The sequence below is a fragment of the Pseudoruminococcus massiliensis genome, assembly GCF_900291955.1.
Taxonomy (GTDB): Bacteria; Bacillota; Clostridia; order Oscillospirales; family Acutalibacteraceae; genus Pseudoruminococcus; species Pseudoruminococcus massiliensis.
Genome location: NZ_OLMR01000002.1, coordinates 478,798 through 497,485, shown reverse-complemented (window position 1 = coordinate 497,485; position 18,688 = coordinate 478,798). Strand labels below are relative to the sequence as shown.

General features: G+C 36.0%; 12 protein-coding genes. 8 read left to right on the top strand and 4 right to left on the bottom strand.

All coding sequences use genetic code 11. From position 1 onward, the window contains the following. Window positions 1–815: 815 nt before the first annotated feature. The 5 genes from C9914_RS11740 (at window position 816) to C9914_RS05070 (ending at window position 9,316) form a co-directional block, all read left to right on the top strand. Window positions 816–1,334, top strand: coding sequence for a prepilin-type N-terminal cleavage/methylation domain-containing protein (locus C9914_RS11740; protein ID WP_106763826.1), 519 nt, complete (start codon window positions 816–818; stop codon window positions 1,332–1,334). Window positions 1,335–1,552: 218 nt separating this feature from the next. Beyond that, window positions 1,553–2,059, top strand: a complete 507-nt coding sequence (locus C9914_RS11735) for a prepilin-type N-terminal cleavage/methylation domain-containing protein (RefSeq protein ID WP_106763824.1) — start codon at window positions 1,553–1,555, stop codon at window positions 2,057–2,059. A gap of 284 nt (window positions 2,060–2,343) precedes the next feature. Next, window positions 2,344–2,901 carry a type II secretion system protein gene (locus C9914_RS05080; protein ID WP_106763822.1) on the top strand — a complete coding sequence of 186 codons (558 nt, stop codon included), beginning with the start codon at window positions 2,344–2,346 and terminating at the stop codon, window positions 2,899–2,901. 24 nt (window positions 2,902–2,925) lie between these two features. After that, window positions 2,926–3,537, top strand: coding sequence for a type II secretion system protein (locus tag C9914_RS05075; RefSeq protein ID WP_106763821.1), 612 nt, complete (start codon window positions 2,926–2,928; stop codon window positions 3,535–3,537). A gap of 19 nt (window positions 3,538–3,556) precedes the next feature. Next, window positions 3,557–9,316, top strand: coding sequence for a pilus assembly PilX N-terminal domain-containing protein (locus C9914_RS05070; RefSeq protein WP_106763819.1), 5,760 nt, complete (start codon window positions 3,557–3,559; stop codon window positions 9,314–9,316). Between the two features lie 414 nt (window positions 9,317–9,730). Here the strand turns inward: C9914_RS05070 and C9914_RS05065 are convergent, their stop codons facing one another. The 4 genes from C9914_RS05065 to C9914_RS05050 form a co-directional block, all read right to left on the bottom strand. Further along, window positions 9,731–10,504, bottom strand: coding sequence for a M23 family metallopeptidase (locus C9914_RS05065; protein ID WP_106763817.1), 774 nt, complete (start codon window positions 10,502–10,504; stop codon window positions 9,731–9,733). A gap of 405 nt (window positions 10,505–10,909) precedes the next feature. Further along, window positions 10,910–12,214 (bottom strand): MATE family efflux transporter, encoded by a 1,305-nt coding sequence (locus tag C9914_RS05060; protein WP_106763816.1) that lies wholly within the window; start codon window positions 12,212–12,214, stop codon window positions 10,910–10,912. A 739-nt stretch (window positions 12,215–12,953) separates the two neighbouring features. Beyond that, window positions 12,954–13,913, bottom strand: a complete 960-nt coding sequence (locus C9914_RS05055; protein ID WP_242972059.1) for a calcium/sodium antiporter — start codon at window positions 13,911–13,913, stop codon at window positions 12,954–12,956. 288 nt (window positions 13,914–14,201) lie between these two features. Further along, window positions 14,202–14,867: a CpXC domain-containing protein gene (locus tag C9914_RS05050; RefSeq protein ID WP_106763814.1), complete on the bottom strand. Its 666-nt coding sequence runs from the start codon at window positions 14,865–14,867 to the stop codon at window positions 14,202–14,204. A gap of 228 nt (window positions 14,868–15,095) precedes the next feature. On the opposite strand from C9914_RS05050, the gene C9914_RS05045 reads away from it, so the two are divergent. The 3 genes from C9914_RS05045 (at window position 15,096) to C9914_RS05035 (ending at window position 18,658) form a co-directional block, all read left to right on the top strand. Further along, window positions 15,096–15,611 carry a PI-PLC domain-containing protein gene (locus C9914_RS05045; RefSeq protein ID WP_106763812.1) on the top strand — a complete coding sequence of 172 codons (516 nt, stop codon included), beginning with the start codon at window positions 15,096–15,098 and terminating at the stop codon, window positions 15,609–15,611. 486 nt (window positions 15,612–16,097) lie between these two features. Next, window positions 16,098–17,861 carry a type IV pilus biogenesis protein PilM gene (locus tag C9914_RS05040; protein WP_106763811.1) on the top strand — a complete coding sequence of 588 codons (1,764 nt, stop codon included), beginning with the start codon at window positions 16,098–16,100 and terminating at the stop codon, window positions 17,859–17,861. Further along, entirely contained in the window at window positions 17,861–18,658 is a 798-nt protein-coding gene (locus tag C9914_RS05035; protein ID WP_106763808.1) for a hypothetical protein, read from the top strand. Before C9914_RS05040 ends, C9914_RS05035 begins: the two co-directional genes overlap by 1 nt. Window positions 18,659–18,688: the final 30 nt, after the last annotated feature.

The following is an 18,688-nucleotide window of genomic DNA, read 5'->3' as shown; positions in this document are numbered from 1 at the left end:
TAATAAAAGCCATAGAGCATACCACAAACGGTAGGCGGTCAATCCTGCTCCCAGAAATGGGGTGCTACATATGGAGAATGTTGTTACATGGTCTGATTTATTTCAGCTTATCATAGCAATAGCAACAGTCGGAACACTGATAGTTTCGATAGTTGACTCCCATAATAAAAGGAAATAACCGCCCTGCGACCAAATAGGACGGTTATTTCTTAACTTAATCAATATTTGGGAGCGACCGCTTATCGGTATGCTCTATACCTATATTATACAGTAGAAAACGGCTTGTGTCAAATGTTTTTGTGCGTATGCTCTTTTTAAACAAAAAGAAAAAGCCTTAAATTTTTAAAATTGATAAAAAACAATAAATTTCAGTTTTCAACAATACTTAGATTATATTTATATCACTAATAAAATTATAATGACTAATAATTGCACTATACACAACAAAATATTATGAATAAAATATGAACTTGTTTACAAATTCATAAATTTGTCTAAAAAGTTTCTATAAAAGAATAAATATAAGCAAATCAAGAGCAAATTTTGTAGGCTAAATTGCACAAGTAGATTTTAACATCTTGAAAGTTTGTTTGGTAAAAATCCCTATAAAAACTGGAAGAAACATATCTGTTGTTGAAATTGCACAAAAAAACACTAACTTGTTTTACAATTAAATCAAAAAAAACTTTAAAAAAAGTGTTGACATTCCGTTCATAATGAGTTAATATATAGACACAACAGAGATGAACGGTTCACCCCCTTCAAGAACCGCATTTCAAAAAAATTATTTTATTTTAAGAAAGAGGTAATGTAAAATGACACTCCAGCAAAAACTACTCGCAAAGAAGTCTAAGAAAGGCTTCACACTCGTTGAACTCGTTGTTGTTATTGCAATCCTTGCAATTCTCGCAGCAATCGCTATCCCAATGGTTGTTAACATCATCCAATCAGCTACTAACTCTTCAGGTGCTTCTAATGCATCAACACTTAGCCAACAGTGCAAGAATGTTTATGCAGGCGTAAAGTCAGGCACAATCAATAATGATGAGTCTACAAACTCTGATGGCACAGCTATCACATGGGCTGCTGCAAAGACATCTACAGCTACAGCTAAGCAGTCAGCTGCTAATGGTGTTACAGTTGCTCAGGTTATGACATACTCAGGCTTGAACTTCGATATCTCTGGTGATTACTACTACTGCACAACAGCTGCTACAGGCATTGCAGTTGGTGACATCGCATATTCTGATACAAGTGCTGCTCCTACAACTCCTGCAGGTGCTGCTTATGCTCAGCTTGCAACAACAACAACTCTTGGCACAATCTATCCATGATAATAATTTGAATCTGAAGATATAAAGATTTAATTCAAAAGCTCGACTTCGGTCGGGCTTTTGTTTCGCTTATACAAAAGCTACAAATTATAAATGACATTTTCGTGATATTATACATTGACAAAAGTATAGATTATAAATTATAATATTTATAAAATAAAAGAGTAGAAAATCTATACCATCTACCCCATTTTAATATTTTTAGGAGAGTTAAGGTTATGAAAGTTAAAGCTAATAAGCGTGGTTTTACACTTGTTGAGTTAGTAGTTGTCATAGCTATTCTTGCTATTATTGCGGCAATAGCAATTCCTTGTCTTATAAATATTTTAGATTCTACAACAGCTTCTTCTGGAGAGGCGCAAGCACAAACTCTAAACCAAGTGTGCCAAAATGCCTATAATGAAATAAAAGCTGGTACAATTAATAACACAATGTCGAAGAATGCTGACGGAACAGCAGTTTCTTTTGCCGCAATAAAAAATAGCGGAATTACCACAAGAAAAAATGCCGCACGAAATGCAAAAGTATCTGATATTGCAAAATATTCCGGACTCAATATAAATATTGGAGAATATTACTACTGCACCTCAGCAGCCATAGGAAGTGGGCTTACTATTGGAACTATTGTTTATTCCAGCACAGGCACAGCCCCCAATATTAATGGTTGTACTTTTACCCAGCTTGATAACACAATAACACTTGGAACTCTCTACAATAATATGTAAATTTCTATATATAATGTAAGCTTTTGCCCATAGTCTTGTCTATGGGCATTTTTGTTTGCCATATTCTTAAATATAATAATAGGTCGCCAAGCATAGATATTATACCAAAATATGTCATAACGCTCATTTTTCATAAATAATGTCAGTTAATTTTGTTGAAATTAATAGGATAATTTTTCTTGCCAAATCTATAATTTGATGTATAATATTAGTATGTATAGTTTTATGAATTAATATTATCGGTAATTATTCCCATAAAATAATTGAAAGGTGCGTAAATAAATATGAAAAGATGCAAACGGCGATATAATTCCAAGAAAGGTGTAACTCTTGTTGAGTTAGTAGTTGCTATTGCTATTGTTTCAATAGTTTTCGCCTCAACAATGACAGCCATTGTTCATGGATATATTTCTATTGTTGAGAATAAGAGCTTAGAAGATGCCTCGGCTCAGGCTCAGGGCGTCGCAGATACAGTTTCTACTGCCTTAGAGAAAGCTTTTTCATCAAATAATTATACTGGTGATCCAACCGACCAAACCGCTAAAAAAACCTTTTATAATAATTTAGTATTAGAAACTATAGATGGTGATGGCACATATGATGGTTTACGCACTAAGCTTAATAATGTAGAGTTTATAGACCAAATAAGTAACCCAAGTGTTGATTTCCCTGATTCATCATCTATAAGTGATATGCAATGCACCGTCCAATATCTTACCAATTCATTACCTACTTCAGCTTCTGATGGTTCTCATAAAGAATTTGCTGGGTATAAAGTAATGGTTAATGCAAAATCTTCTCAAGGCGATATAATTGCCAGCTCAATTGTAACGATTAAATAACTTAAAGAAAGGAAAGTATAAGAGATGCGTAAAAAAAATCGCAAGCTTTTAAATAGCAAGCATGGCTTTACCCTTGTTGAGGTTATAGTTGTTATAGCAATTCTTTCGATATGCTCGGGTATGCTTGTTGGTGCTATATCAGGAAGTATGGACAGATATTCTATAAGTACCGATATAGAAAATTCTAAACAAGAGGCAACCAGCTTCGAGAGAATGTATAAGAAATGTGTTGGCAGTGCATATTCTATCTCAGCAAGTAATTATAACGAAAGTGCATTTTCGCCACAAGATAAGCACTATTATTTAATTTTGAATCCAACTGATAATACAGCAAAATTTTTAATGGCTTATGAAGATGATAATACGGGAGCAATACAACTTACCAGTATGATTACTTGCAAAGGAATAAGTTCTTTCACCCAAAAGGCATATACAGTTGGCAAAGACAATAGCCAAAAATATGTTGATTATAAGCTTTGTATGATAAGCAACTATGAACCGAATGTTACATATGATTATTCAGGTACTCTTACAATGAATAATAATGGTGCAGGAAGTGATTTCGACCAAAGCTATACACTAAATAGTTCATCTATGCCAAATCCTATATGTATAGATTTTAGTATGACAAAATAAGAAAGGAGTTAGCTAATTTATGGTTAAACCAAAATCAAAACATATGAACAGTAAGCGTGGCTTTGCTCTTGCCACTGTTCTTGTTGTTTCTTGTGTAATTATTATCCTTGCAACAAGCTTGATAAGCGTAGCGATGTTCAGTACAAAATCAACTTCTGGAGATGTTAACGAAAGACAAGCTTATCTAAACGCAAAATCAGCCCTTAATTATGCTGCAACATATTATGAGAATGCAGACCTTCCTAAGATTATAGATCCAAAGACAACTGGTGAAGAATATATTCTCATGAAAGATACTGTTGGTGGTACAACAGAAGAAGGTGCAGAAGTAACAAGCGTCAGTGCAGATACCTCTGCCTATAAAACCTTCGTTCATGCAGTATATGACAAAGCTAAGTCTGAGATTACACTCAGAGCATATGCAAAATCTGAAGATATGCTCGGTGGTAATTCTAAGTCTACATCACTTAGTGTTACATATACTGTTGGTTCATCAGGAAATGTTCTTGGCAGACAGCTCTCAACAGCTCCTGAAAGAATAAATACAAGCGTCAGCAGTGATGACATCAATATTCATGTTAAGCAGGACCCAAGCAGAGTAGATACTGCAAGTGACTTCGTTCCTTGTATTTATACTTGGTCATATTATAAGAGAACAGACCAAGGCATTGATTGGAACAATGTGAAAAACTCTGAACAATTAACAGTTAATCAGGCTAATGCTGTTGAATCTGAGAATAATAAGTTCGAGCCAGCTGGTAAGTGGATTTCAGATGGTAAGGGTAAAAACGGTCCTACAACTGCTATGATTCCGGAGGGTAATGCGTGGTATTCACATACTTTCTCCCCGAGTAGAGTTTCAGATGATAAGGGCGGAATGGTTCCTTGGTTTAACCTTATCGTTTCTCGTCAGGGCGGTAATGTTGGTTCTAAAGCTGATGACACACAGAGCTTGGAATTTTTTAATATTTGGTACTTTGATGAATCCGATAGAAACATTTATGTAGAAATTCTTGAATCTCCTCTCAAGTATCGTAAAGAACATGATTGGAACGGTAAAGACTTGCTTGAGAATAGACTTATCGCTTATGCTAATTCTAAGCAGACAGTATATTATACAAAGCTTAAGGGCAAAAATGATGATTCTATGGCACCATCATTTACCATTACAAGCACAGGCACTAGTTCTTCTGGTGTATCCAATGGCTATGGCTGGTGGAGTACTAAAATAGAAGGCAATGGTTCTCAAGATGTGACTATTGACTTTAAGGGTTATGAGGGCAGTTCACATAGTGTTACAGTTCCTGCTGTTACTACTGGTACAATGGTAGGCTCTATAAAAGGTAACTCTGCTTATATAGTTATTGAGCAAGATACTGCCACTGGTGAATATAGTGCTCGTTCATTTATTTCTGAGAAGGCAGCCTCTGTTTATATGAATGATGAAGACTATGTCACTGTCTATGCAAAGCTCAAGGATAATACAAAGTCTGGTTCACCGTCTATAGACTATAAGGTAGAAAGCCGTAATAGCTCAGCAGCAAAAACAAATCTAAGAAGTGCTATTGTTAAGGCAGACTCTTTATATCAAGGAGATTATGAACCCTCAAGCTGGTATGATTTTATAACAGTTGTTAATGCTGCTAAGGAAGTATATAATAAGCCAACACTTCAATCAAATTCAGATTATAATGCACAGAGAGATAATATAAATAACGCTATTGATAAGCTTACAACAAAAGATACTGACCCTTCAAAGCTACAAGCTAAGTATGATAAAGCAAGTAGCTATAAAGAAGAGGATTATACAGAAGAAAGCTATACAACATTAAAATTTGTTATGAATCAGGCTAAGGAGTTGCTTGATAAATTAGCGGTAGACAAAAAATCAGTAAGTCAAGAAACTGCTGATAATAAAGCTATCGACTTACAAAATAAAATGTCCACTCTTGAGAAAGTTGCTTCATATAGAGATAATCTTAAAAAAGCTATTGATAATGGAAAAACAGTAAGAGATAATAATCCGAATTCTAAGCTTATAAATGAACTCGAAACAGCATTAGCTAATGCTGAGAATCTTTATAATAATGGTTCAAGAAATAAAGCAGCTCTTCAAGATGCTACAAAGAAACTTATTAGCGTATGCTCAAGAATACAAAATACAGGCAAAATAGATGAGCTTGTAGATGCAGTTAATGCTGCTCAGGCTATCATTGATAAGGATAGAAATATTCTTGTTACAGGAACAGTAACTAACCTTGAAAAGGTTATTGCTGTTATCAATAATGCTATTGATTCAACCTTGTTGACACAGGCAGAGATTGATAGCTATAAGGAAAAGCTTGAAAGTGCAGTAAACGAGCTTGCTTATATTCCACAAGATGATATTACACCTGCTGTTGCAGATGGTAAAAAGAGAGTTTGGTTCGATATAGACCCAAATGGTTTTGGCACTAATGGTACAAATTACTATATCTATGCTTGGTATGGTTCAGGTGGTGCTGGTAAGCAAAACGCAGCCTTTGATACACTCAAAAGTACTGATGAAAGTATAAAGGCAGAGTTTAAGCTTAAAAAGGATACCATATCCAAGTATTATTACTATGACCTTGATAATAAATATACAAATGTTATTATTATTAGTGGTATAGGCAATGGCTCTGACCAAACAGCTGATATGAAGCTTGGTGATAATCTAAGCAATAATCTCTTCATGATTAAATCAAACAATAATGTAGATTCTGCAAAGCTTACTACCATATACTCTTCTACTAATGTACCATCAGGTTGGGGTACAAATCAATATGTCTATGTTAAGGAATCGAAAAACACAAGCCTTAATACAGCATCTGCAACATCAGACCCAATGACAACTCTTGATAAGACAGAAAACTACTATATTAAGAGAGTTGCTTTTGACGCCAAGTCAAGCTTCCATCTTTGCAATGGAAAGAATATAACAGAAAAATTAACAATTAGCACAGAGCCTGTTGTTATAAGATTTATAGATAAGAACGACCCATTTAAGGTTGATGCAAGGTCTCTTACATCATTCAAAAAGCTTGCTCCAAAAACAAATATTACTACTATGAGCAAGAATAAATCCGCTAATATTGTGAATATGGATACAAGCAATACAACTACACAAACTGCTTCATATTCAGACGATAATGTTTCAGCAGATAAGCCTATTATCACAGTTTATTTCAAGAAGCCTTCAGGCTGGAGCAATGAGCTTTATGCAAAGCTTTATCAGGTTGATGATAGTGGCAGCGTCGTATTAGAGCAGTTATCCGAAAAGCTTCTCATAACAGATGATGGAAACAATTTCTATATTGCTGTTGATACAAGAAGAGTAAATAGCATAATTATTTCTGATAAAAATAGTTCATCAAGAAAAACCTCAAGAATTAAGTTCGCTGTTGATAATTCAGCAAGTCCAAAAGCATACTTTAATTCACAGCAAATTACTAGAAGTGGTTCAAGCTGGAATATTTCATCATATACCGCATCACCAGTAGTAATTGATACAACCCCAATAACAAGCTTTGATGTTGATGGTGCAAATATGGCATTTATTGGTGGTAAAAAGAGAATTTTCTATAATAAAGCTGATACAAGAGCCGGCAGAAAGGATATGCTTGGTCATGCACTTGAGTCGGGAAAGTTCAACTGTGCAGGTGAAGGAAACACTGGTTACGCTCGTGTAGGTTTATCTGAAACACAAGTATATTATGACTGGTATGAGTATAAAATTCCTGCTGGTGATTCAGACCTTTATAGCTTCCAGATTAAGGGACTTGATAATACTAATGCCTCATTTACTACTGAACAGGTTCATCAGGTATGGGGCGATGTATGGGTAACACTTGATAAATCCAACAAGCTTTCTATTTCCACAGTTAACCCAGAAGATACTGTTAGCAAAAATACTACAAGAGTTTATATCACAAAAATCTCAGATTGGGAAGCTAATTATGAAGGTATGAAAGTAACTATGTGGGGTACTGGAAAAAACACAGTTAAGCTCACAGATACATATGATGGCAGATATTATGTAGATATTCCAAATAATATGCCATTCATTCAGCTTACATCAGGAGAAAGTACACCAACACAAATCCTTCCTATGACAAAGCTTCAGGGTGGCGATGTAGTTCTCTATGACTATAATGCAGGCCCAGGAGGAACACCAGCTTGGCTTACATATGTTCCTGGTAACCTCGCCCTTTCAAGAGCAAAGACCAATGCAAGCAGTATCGCAGAGGGTTGGTATATTTATGACTACGATTATAATACACACGCAGCAAAGCTTGCCAGCCCTTATGTTCCTAATGCGTTGAAGAATATAGCTGAAAGCATAACCTCTACAGATGACCCAACTAAGGACCAAGAGCTTGCCGACCTCCTGAAAGAGTGGACAGAAGCATATCAGAATCTCTATTATGCTATATCAAGCGCAAGAGCATATGTAACTATTGATTCTAACGGCAATCCGGTTTGGTATCCTGAGCAGGCAAGCATTTCTTCTGGCGTAACCTTTGACCCAGATGAAATAAAAGTTATTGCAGGCACTATGAAAGATGCTCTTGCAGCATACAATAGTGATGCTTCTACTTTAGACGATATAAATTCATACACAAGAGAGCTTAATAAGCTCATAAAAGAAATAAGCCCAGATGTTTCAGGTAAGGTAGTTGCAATTCTTGATAATCAGAATAACTGGACTGGAAGCATATTCCTTAGATATACAATTAAAGATAATATCACTGGTTCAAGTATAGTAAGAGAAAACATACCTGTTACTTCAAGAAATTCAGATGGATATTATATGTATTATATCAATGCTGCAGAATCCCAAGATAATACAGTTTATGATGTACAGTTCTATACATCTAAGTATGTCGGCAGCTATAAAGACAATATGCAGGCTGGTCAAGAATGGGTTTATGGTAATAGCGGAGATGGCTGGGTAAGCAACTCACCAGATAACTACTTCACCTATTCAAGCAAAAAATATAAGCAGACCAGTGCTGGCGAACAGAAAATAGTCGGTTATAAGTCTACAGATGTCAATAGAAAGGACGCTTTCATACTATACTTCACATATGATACAAGTGTAACATATAGTAATGGTAGCTATACTATTCTTTCTGGTGCATACATAATCAGCAATGCTAATTATTCTGGAGAGGTTAATTTGTATTCAGATAAAGCTAAGACTTTCTTTACAGATACAGAAAATCAAGGCTATATCAAGGGTGCGAAATACTCTGATGAAATTGGTTGGACAGATTCAAACTTCAAGATTAAAAGCAATAATACATCAAGCACATGTGCAGATAGTGTCAACTTTAGGGCTAAAGATGGTAAGCTTAACGGTAAATATACATCTGATGGAACGCTCGCATTCCGTTGGGAAAGCCAGAACTATCTCTATATAAACAACAATACAACATTCATAGCAGATAATTTTGTATTTGCATCTTCTGGAAAGGTTTCTGGTGGAAGCAAAATTAATCCTAAGTTTATCCTTAGAAGTAAAGATTCTAAAAAGCCTGTACAGATAACCTTCCTCACAAACACAACTATAAGCTATAAAAATGCTTCTGGTGAAACTGAGTCATTTAAGATTTATGCAGGTACATATGAAGCAAGAAAAACTGGCGATATCAATATCTTTGATAAAACATGGAACACAAAGTTTAGGATTGTAGAAACTCGTGTAGGAAATGGAACAAACACATATCTTTCAAATCCTCGCTATTCCTCTGACTAAGCTTATATAAAGCAAAATCCCTGAACTTATAAGGTTCAGGGATTTTTTTGTCCTTATCTATATCTAAAATATGCAATAACAAAGAGCATAACAAATGCGGTAAGTTAAGCCGAATTTGTTATGCTCTTTGCTTCAAACGAGGTATGCTAAAATGTTCTAAACTACTCTAATGTGAGTTGGTTCTGAGTAACCAACTCTCCCCTTCATCAATATAATATCACACAATTTCAAAGAAAGTATAAATAAATTATCGACTAATTATGAACAAATTAATAACATTTTCGGTGGCTTACAAATAATACCAGAAATATTATGAAAAATTTATGCAAGATATTATAGTAGTAATTATTATATAAATTTCATAATAATCTGATTAAACTGTGCATTTTAGTCTTAATATACGCTATGCTTCAGTTAAGCATTTTTTTCCAAGACTGCCTGTGCGTCTATAAGCTTTCCGTCCTTTTTAGCAGTAAGATGAAGATGAACTTCGTCCATAATTTCACTCGGAATAGTAAATACAGCCCCTATATAATCGCCACAAGAAACACTTTCTCCCTCTTTGACAAGTATAGTTGGGCTAAGACCACTATATATCATAGTTATACCATTATTATGCTCAATTTCTATGCTATATCCCAAAAGTTCATCGTTATAAACCTTTTTAACAATTCCGTCAGAATATGCACGAACCTTTTCGCCATCATCAGCAGTTATATCTATTCCCTCGTGAACACGCCAATCCCCCATTGTTTTTGAATAGACAGGATTTTCAGGGCTATATCCTTTAATAATCTTTCCGTCTATTGGCTTTATAAATTTATTTTCGTTTTCCTGACTTATTTCAGAAGATTCACTTGAACTTTCCTCAATAGATAATTCAGAGCTTTCTTCAGAGCTTTCACTGTTGCTTTCAAGAATGGTATTAGCTGTTTTTTCAGAGCTTTCAGTTTTAGATTCAGGTTTTGAATATTCCAAGCCACTTACAGTTTTGTCAGTAGGCTTGTCCTTAGGCTTTGAGCCTTCGGACTGAGCAGAGCTTTCTTCTTTGGGGGTCTGATAGTCTAAAACACTGCTATATGTTGTCCAAGCCGCACCTCCGATTGCAGTTATGCAAAGAGCGAGAGCGATATAAAAGCCAGCATTTTTCTTTGGATTGTTGTTTTTTTCTTTAGTATTAGATTTCATCTTAATTGCACCTCCGATTTTATTTTTGGCATAAAATCGGAGAATATACAAATTTCCATTAAGATACTCAAAAGTTTCGGTGCGTGACCGCACAGGACAAGACGCGTAATCGCTCGGCAAGCCTTACTCGACATTTTAGATCGACTTGTGTTGCTGTGGAGAAAGAAACTACCGCTTAGCTAACAAATTTCCCCAAGACAATTAAAAGTTTCGCTCGAGCCTTTTCAAAGGCTCGCAGGGTCGAGGGACGGAGTCCCTCGTGGGTTTTAAGGGCGAAGCCCTTAACATTCTTTGCCCCTAAAGCGGCGGATTTTATCCGCCGCTTATAACTAATGTCATAGATACCCAAATTTTAGCTAATAAATTTAATACTCTAAAGTATAGTTTACTTTAGAAATAAAAACATTATCTCTTTCGCTGTATAGAAAGAATGATAAATGATATTATACTAACTATAAATTCAGCAAGAGGAAACGAAATCCAAAGTCCATTTATTCCAAAAAGATTTGCCAAAAGAATAGCAAGTGGCAGTATAACAATAAATCCACGCAAAATAGAAATAGTTCCTGCTGGTTTAGCCTTGTCTGTTGCGGCGAAATATGTTGCAAGAATTATGTTAAGTCCTGCGAAAAATATACCTGTAAAATAAATTTTCAAGCCATTTATCGCAGCCACCTGCAAAGAGGAATTATTTTCGCTGTTGAAAGCTGATACAATCGGGTTTGAGAATAGAAGCAGACAGCCATAAACCACAATAGCAATAATTATAGAAGTAATAAGAGCATATTTCAAAGTAATTTTTATAGTTTTCTTGTCATTAAGACCGTAATATCTGCTTATAAGTGGCTGAATACCCTGAGATACGCCCGTAAAAATTGAAATTACAACAATCGAAATGTTAGCAATAATTCCGTATGCGGCCACGCCGATATTGCCAAGTAGCTGAAGCATAATGATGTTAAATACAAAAATAACTATTCCCGATGAAATCTCTGTTACAAGCGAAGGTATGCCAACAGACATTATCTTCAAACTAAATTTAAGCGAAAATTTGCATTTGATAGGTTTAAAGTTGTTATGTTTTTTAATAAAAAATATAGAGAGTATGAGTAGGCTTACCGCTGGCGAAAAGCCTGTCGCAAGAGCCGCACCGAAGATACCCATTCTCATAGGATAAATGAATATATAATCGAATACAATGTTAAAGATACTTCCCGAAATCATAGCCGCCATAGAAAGCTGAGGAGCACCATCATTTCTCACAAAGGCTAAGATAATATTATTAGCGATAAATGCAGGTGCAAATGTCATAAGGATTTGTAAGTAGTTTTTGCACATTTCAAAGGTATCATTATTTGCCCCTAAAAGAGTAGAAATGGGTGAGGAAAGAAAAATACCCATAAGCATATAAGCAGCCGCAAATATTGCCCCAAGGTATAAGGAATGAGTAAAAGCCTTGTTGCTTTCCTCTTTTAAGCCCTGATTTTTAGCTATTGAATATTTCGTAGCACCGCCTATTCCAAGCATAAGACCAGTGCCTTGAATAAGACTAAAAGCAGGAATTGCGATATTCAGAGCTGCAAGTCCGTTGCTTCCCGTACCATTTGCTACGAAAAAGGTATCCGCAAGAATATAGCAAGAAAGTCCTATCATACCCAAAACATTTAGCGAAGTATACTTACAAAATTCTCCTAAGTGTTTTCTAACCATAATCAAACCCCTTGTTTCCCTAAAAAATAAATTAAATGTATTAACTAACAAACTTCCCCAAGACAACTAAAAGTTTCGGTGCGTGACCGCACAGGACAAGACGCGTAATCGCTCGGCAAGCCTCGCTCGTAATGAGAATAAGAAGTTTGCCCACGCGGAGGACTAAACTACCGCTTAACTAATAAACTTCCCCAAGACAGTCAAAAGTTTCGCTCGAGCCTTTTCAAAGGCTCGTAGGTCAAGGGCAACGCCCTTGTCGCTCTCCGCAGAGAGCGAAACACTTTATGCTCCACAAAGCGCAGGAGGGTAGAAAAACATTCCAGTGGAATGTTTTTCGTAGGGAACCCTCGCAGGGGGTTCCCTGTTTAACTACTGTTACTAACCAAAGAAATCAATGTGGCGGACGAAGTCCGCCCTTAGAGGGCAAGAGATGTTAAGGGCTTTGCCCTTAAAACCCACCAAAGGCTCTGCCTTTGGAATCCGCAAGCCTTTGAAAAGGCTTGATCTAAACTTTTAATTGTCTTAGGAAAGTATGTTAGCTAATCGGCGGTTTATTCAACTTCGGCAAAGCCGAGCGATTACGCGTCTTGGTTACGCACACAAAATAAAACGCTGATACCGTATATCTTCATAGGCCTAACGATATACGGCACAGCGTTATTTCAGCTTACCCGGCGGCAAGCAATTATTTAATTTTGTTTTCTTAGATTATATCAAATTTAAAATATAAGGTCAATACTTATCTTATAAGGTATACAAAGTATCCAGCATAGCAGATTAGCATAAGTATTCCGCCCCAACGCTTTAGCTTTTTATCCTTATTCAGAACTAAGAGCAAGAGAAGCATAGCAGTTGCAACGCAGAATATGCTGTCTATGAGGAACTGATTTTGATAAGCAACAGGTGTAATCATAGCAGAAGTACCTATAACAAAGAGAATGTTAAAAATATTACTTCCTACGATGTTTCCGATAGCAATATCAGCATTTTTCTTGAGAGCGGCTGTAATGCTTGTAACAAGCTCGGGCAAGGAAGTGCCAAGAGCAACAATAGTAAGACCAATGAATCTCTCACTCATACCAAACATAGTTGCAATTTCAGTTGCAGCATTAACAGTAATGTTACTTCCAAAAACAACCAAAGCAATACCTATTATTCCAAAGAGAATAAGCTGCCAGACCTTTTTAGGCTTTTTGCCATTATCCTCATCATCTGATTCATCGGCTTGAATTTTTCCCTTTTTGGTCATAATAAATAGATAAGCAATATAAGCGATAAAGAGTACCCAAAGTAAGATGCCATCAATAAATCCGATAGAATTATCAAAAAGACCAATCAAACCGAATATAACGCTTATGATAATAACAAATGGAATTTCATATTTCACAGTGGATTTTTGCACAGCAAGTGGAGTGATAACAGAAGTTATGCCAAGAATAATAAGTATATTGAGTATATTACTTCCGAGAATATTTCCGACAGCAATATCCGCACTGCCTTGCACAGATGCCGAAATACTTATAGCCGCTTCAGGAGCACTCGTACCCATAGCAACGATAGTAAGTCCGATAATAAGTTGTGGAATATGTAGCTTGTCTGCAATTCCTGCCGCACCATCAACAAACCAGTCAGCACCCTTAATCAGCATCACAAAGCCGATTATCAGCAGAGCAATCTGCCAAACCATGTTCCAATCCATTTTTCCCAAATCCCTTCTGATTACATTTAAAGGGAGCTTAAATGGCTGCAAAATTAAAAGACTCAGGGGTCGGCAAGAAAACCGTCCCTGAGTCTCATCATTTAAAGTATTACCGGGCAACGCTATGTGCCGTATTGACGATAAATACTATACTTAGCAGTATTGATTACTCCCTCTTGACCATTTAATTATATCACATTTTTCGACTATATTCAACTTTTTTTGAAATATCTTTTGTATAGTCTATATAATTTGTAGTATTGCTAAATATATTAACCAAGCTTATAATTATTTCTTAAGCTTACGATATTGTCCGAGAGCCTCTTTTGCCCATCTTCTGTCAATAGTCAAGAAACCTTGTCTGTTATCCTCATCTTTAAAATATGTTTCAACGATTTCGAGAGAACGCTTATAAACTTCTAATCTTGTACTTTGTAAAAATGGCTTGCCTGCCTCCCCTACGAAGAACTCAAAGCCAATAGAGTTTGCCTCCTCATCATAAGAAGAAAGGTAGCCCTCAGATACGTTAAGCTTTTGACTTTTTGTTACAAGCTCTGCAACGGCAAGCTTAGTAAGTTCAACTGCCATATCATTAAGCCCGAGGTCAAAGATATAGAGCTTTTCTTTTAAAGCGTTAATAGTTGGCACAACACGCTTTTTAACATCAGCAAGCTCAGGAAATTCCGCTTCAAGTCTGTCATCAACAAGCTGACGGCGGTCAACATTTGGAATGTAATAAACCATTGTGCGGTTTTTAATATCGTTATAGAGTAAAGGGTGAAGAAGCTGACGGGTTTCGCCACACTTTTCGCAAGTCCATTCAAAAAATGTATCGTCAAAAATTTGCTTGTGAGCCTCATTAAAAGATGATGCGTTCACACTGCAAAGAAGAGTAGTTTCTTTAACATTACCGCATTTAGGGCAAGTTATGTTGCGTTTAACCTTCTCTGACATCAAAAGTCACTCCCAAATTAAAATTATTCTTTTCACAGTATAACATATAAAAAGCTGATTTGCACTTATTTTTCAAAATTTTTGATATTTATAAATGCTTAAATTCTGAAAAATCACATAAAATTATAAATTTTTTTTAAAATATGCAAATAATACTGTTCATTTTGGAAAATTTATAGTATAATTATTTTAATTAAATCCATATAAATTAAAATTGGAGGTATAGCTATGAATATTTTAAATACTATTGGTTCAGGAATTACCCAAGCAATAGATACTGTTGTAGAGAAAAACAGATATATTGCCTATACAAATCGTTTAAAGTTTGTCATCAAGAGCGAAACAGAAACTCTCAATCGTGCTTATAGTGCATTAGGCAAGCATTTCTATAAAGACCTCAAGGGTGACACCGAGAGTGCCGAGGTTCAAAGACTTTGCAGAGTTATTGATGTAGCTCAGGAAAGACTTAAAAAGGCTCAGGATAGACTTGAATATGTAATTATGTATGGTATTCCTGAAACAAATAAAGCTGAGGAGCTTGCTGCTAAGGAAGAACCAGTTATCGTTGATTCCGCTGAGGAGGACGAGGGCGATATTACTATTTGCTGTGCAGATAACGCAGAGGCTATAAGCGACACTCTCGAAATCAAAGAAACAGCAGATGATATAAAAGCAGAAATAGATGAAGATGATAAAACCAATGTTGGAGAGCCTGAGGCTGATTCAGACAGCATTGATGAATAATTATCATTAAAGTTATAATTTTGGGGACGCATAAAAGCGTTCCCTTTTTTGTTGAATTATCTAACTCCTCGAAAATATTTAAAAGCTTTTTATTTAAGCTTCTTTGCTTCTAATCGGCAGATTATATCCACTATTCGATTACTGATAGGCTATCAGAATTATAAACGAATTAATATTTTCCCAATATACTGAAAATTTATACACAATTTAGTTTGATAAAATAACTTATATATAATGCGAAATTTTGTGTAATTTGCTAAGCGTTCGTGCTTGACATTTTTCAGCGAAAAATATATACTGTTTATATAAACTATTTTTTAGATAGAGAATAATTTTGTGCTCTTTTATAAATTATTCAAAACGAAACAAAAACACCACTCTAATTGGTATATACCATTAGAACATTTGGCGTTTTTGTATTATTATGCCCTAACGGGAAAAACCCATTAAATCTATAAACCAAATAACGAAAAGCGTGGTGTATTTATGAAAACAACTGCAACAGTCATGCAGGTATCAAGAAGCCTTCTTATTCTTACTCCTGCAGAATATGACAAGCCTGAAGCTACAATTCAGATTTCGGCTAAAAAGAATAGTGTACCAATTCCTACAATTTTTGGTGCTCCGCAAATCTTTGAGCTTAAGGATTCATTAAAGGATCATCCGATGCAAAAGGCGGACGAGCTTGCACAATTCGTAAAGAGGTGTGCAGAGAGTATAGGTCTTAATCTTGGCGATGTTTTCGTTTGTATAGAGGACGAGGATAATGTTGTCAGCACAGAATATACTCACCCGGCTGCTAAGGATAAGATGCTTCCGGCTTATGCTCGTGTAGAAGCCGAAAAAATTCTTCATGGTGATATAGCTCAATATACTATTATCCATTCAGAATATGGCTATCAGTTCGGCAAGGCAAAAAAGAATGAAGACCTTCAGGCTGCTCTCTTTGCAATGAGTTCAAAGACCATTGCAGATATTAGAATGGAATTTGAAAAGGAAGGAATCCATGTAGTTAAGATTATTCCTCCTATCACAGCTCTTATTCATGCAGGTAAACAGCAGATGAACTCTGCAACTAAGACTGTTGCTCTTATCAGCATTGATTTTGTTGCAACCCGTCTTGTAATTTTACATAACGGCGCTCCTATCTTCCAGCAATCCTTCTCGAGTGTGCTTGAGGATATTGCAGAAATGATTTCACTTGAGTTCGGTATAAGCCCACTCGGAGCTATCGACCTCATTCGTGAAAATGGTCTTGGTGTTTGTGACCGTTGCAACGACCCTAATACAAGAAAACAAACTATGGGTATGCTCGATAATGCTGCCGGAGAAGTTCTCAGAACTCTTAGAATGGTTATCTCTACTCAGAAGGTTGATATTGACCAGATAGTTATTTGTGATAGTCTTTCAAAGCTCTCAAATCTTTCTAATTACTGTCGTTCTATCGGTCTTACTGCTCCTATCGAGAATGTTGCAAATATCTATACACAAGGTGTTGTGCCTCCTCAGGTTACAGAGGTTGCTAAGGATAAGGACTATAACTCAGGCTGCTATGTAACTCTCAATGCTATTCTTAACATGAGTGTAGCTGAAGGCAACTTCCTTGGTGGCGAATCTGGTCTTGCAGTACTCAAAAAGACTTCCACTGTTGGTGGCAAGGTTACAGCAGGTCTTGCTTGCTTAGTTGGCGTATGGATGCTTGCTGTTGGCGGCTGGTGGATATTCCTTAATGTTCGTCACGATAATGACCAAAAGGCATTGAATGACCCTATCCTTACAGAAACAAAACAGCTCTTGAAGGATGAAGAAACTTATACACAAAAGCTTGCAAACCTCGATACTGATAAGCAGATGCTTCCAAAGACAGTTGTTCATGTTGGCGATATGATGAAGCATATATTCGAGCTTTCAACAGAAAAGCTTGGTGCTATACAGAATGTAAATGTACAAAACTCAAGCAATACTATCAATGCCAACATTCTTACAACAGATTATGAGCAGTATGTTACACTTAGAAAGTATATCCAAGAGCAGAAGTACTTCGACCTCAGTGCTAATATGACATCTACAAAAGATGAACATACAAATGCTATTACAAACACACTTGTTGTATCTATTTCAGCAGATACTATCAAGAAGGCACAAGAGGAGAAAGAGAAAGAAGAAGCAAGCAAATCCTCAGCTGCTGAAGATACAAAGGATACTACAACTAAAGAAACAAGTACTACTACCGAGGAGGCAAGTAAATAATGGGCTCTACGAATTCAGTTCCAAAGTATATCTTTGGTATAATAGCAATAGTCCTATTGGCTATAATATTTATATTTACAGTTCAGGTTCCTTTTTCAAAGGCACAGCCTGAGCTCGAGAAACAGCATCAGTCAGATGCTTCTCAGCTAAAGATTTATCAAGATGCTTATGCTGACAGAGTAAATCTTGCTTCAAGAGTAAGTAGTATGAAGGCTCAATATGAAAAAGATAGTAAGGAATTATTTGTTAATGCAACAAAATCTCCTGAAGATATTATGAAAATGCTCAATTCATCTAAGGTTTTGCCTACTACATATAGCGTTTCTGAGCAGGTGCTTGATGATAAGGGCAGAAGTTCCTCAAGTGGTGAGCCTTTATATTCAACAAATATATCAATTTCATTTGATTCACTCGATGAAACACAGTTGCTCACAGTTCTCGATTATTTCGAAACACAGTCTGAGGGTGCTTATTATATAGACAGACTGACAGTCGAAGCTATTGAAAAAAGAACAAATAGTGCTATAACTGATGGCACTGATGAAAGTTCTAAGGCAGAAAGCAGTGAAAATACAGATAATAAAGTATCTAACGGAGATTTAAATACATTATACTTCACAGGTAAATATGATATTACTATAGATCTTATGCTTTATTACTTCTTGCCAACAGAACAAACACCTGATGCTATCAAGAAGGCTGTTCAAGATGCTTCTAATGCAGCAGAAGGAAGTGTAGCAGCACCTGCTACATCAGATGCTTCAGGAAGTGCATCAGCAGGCTCATCTGCTGCATAAATTAAATTCAAAGGGCAAAGGGACTAAAAA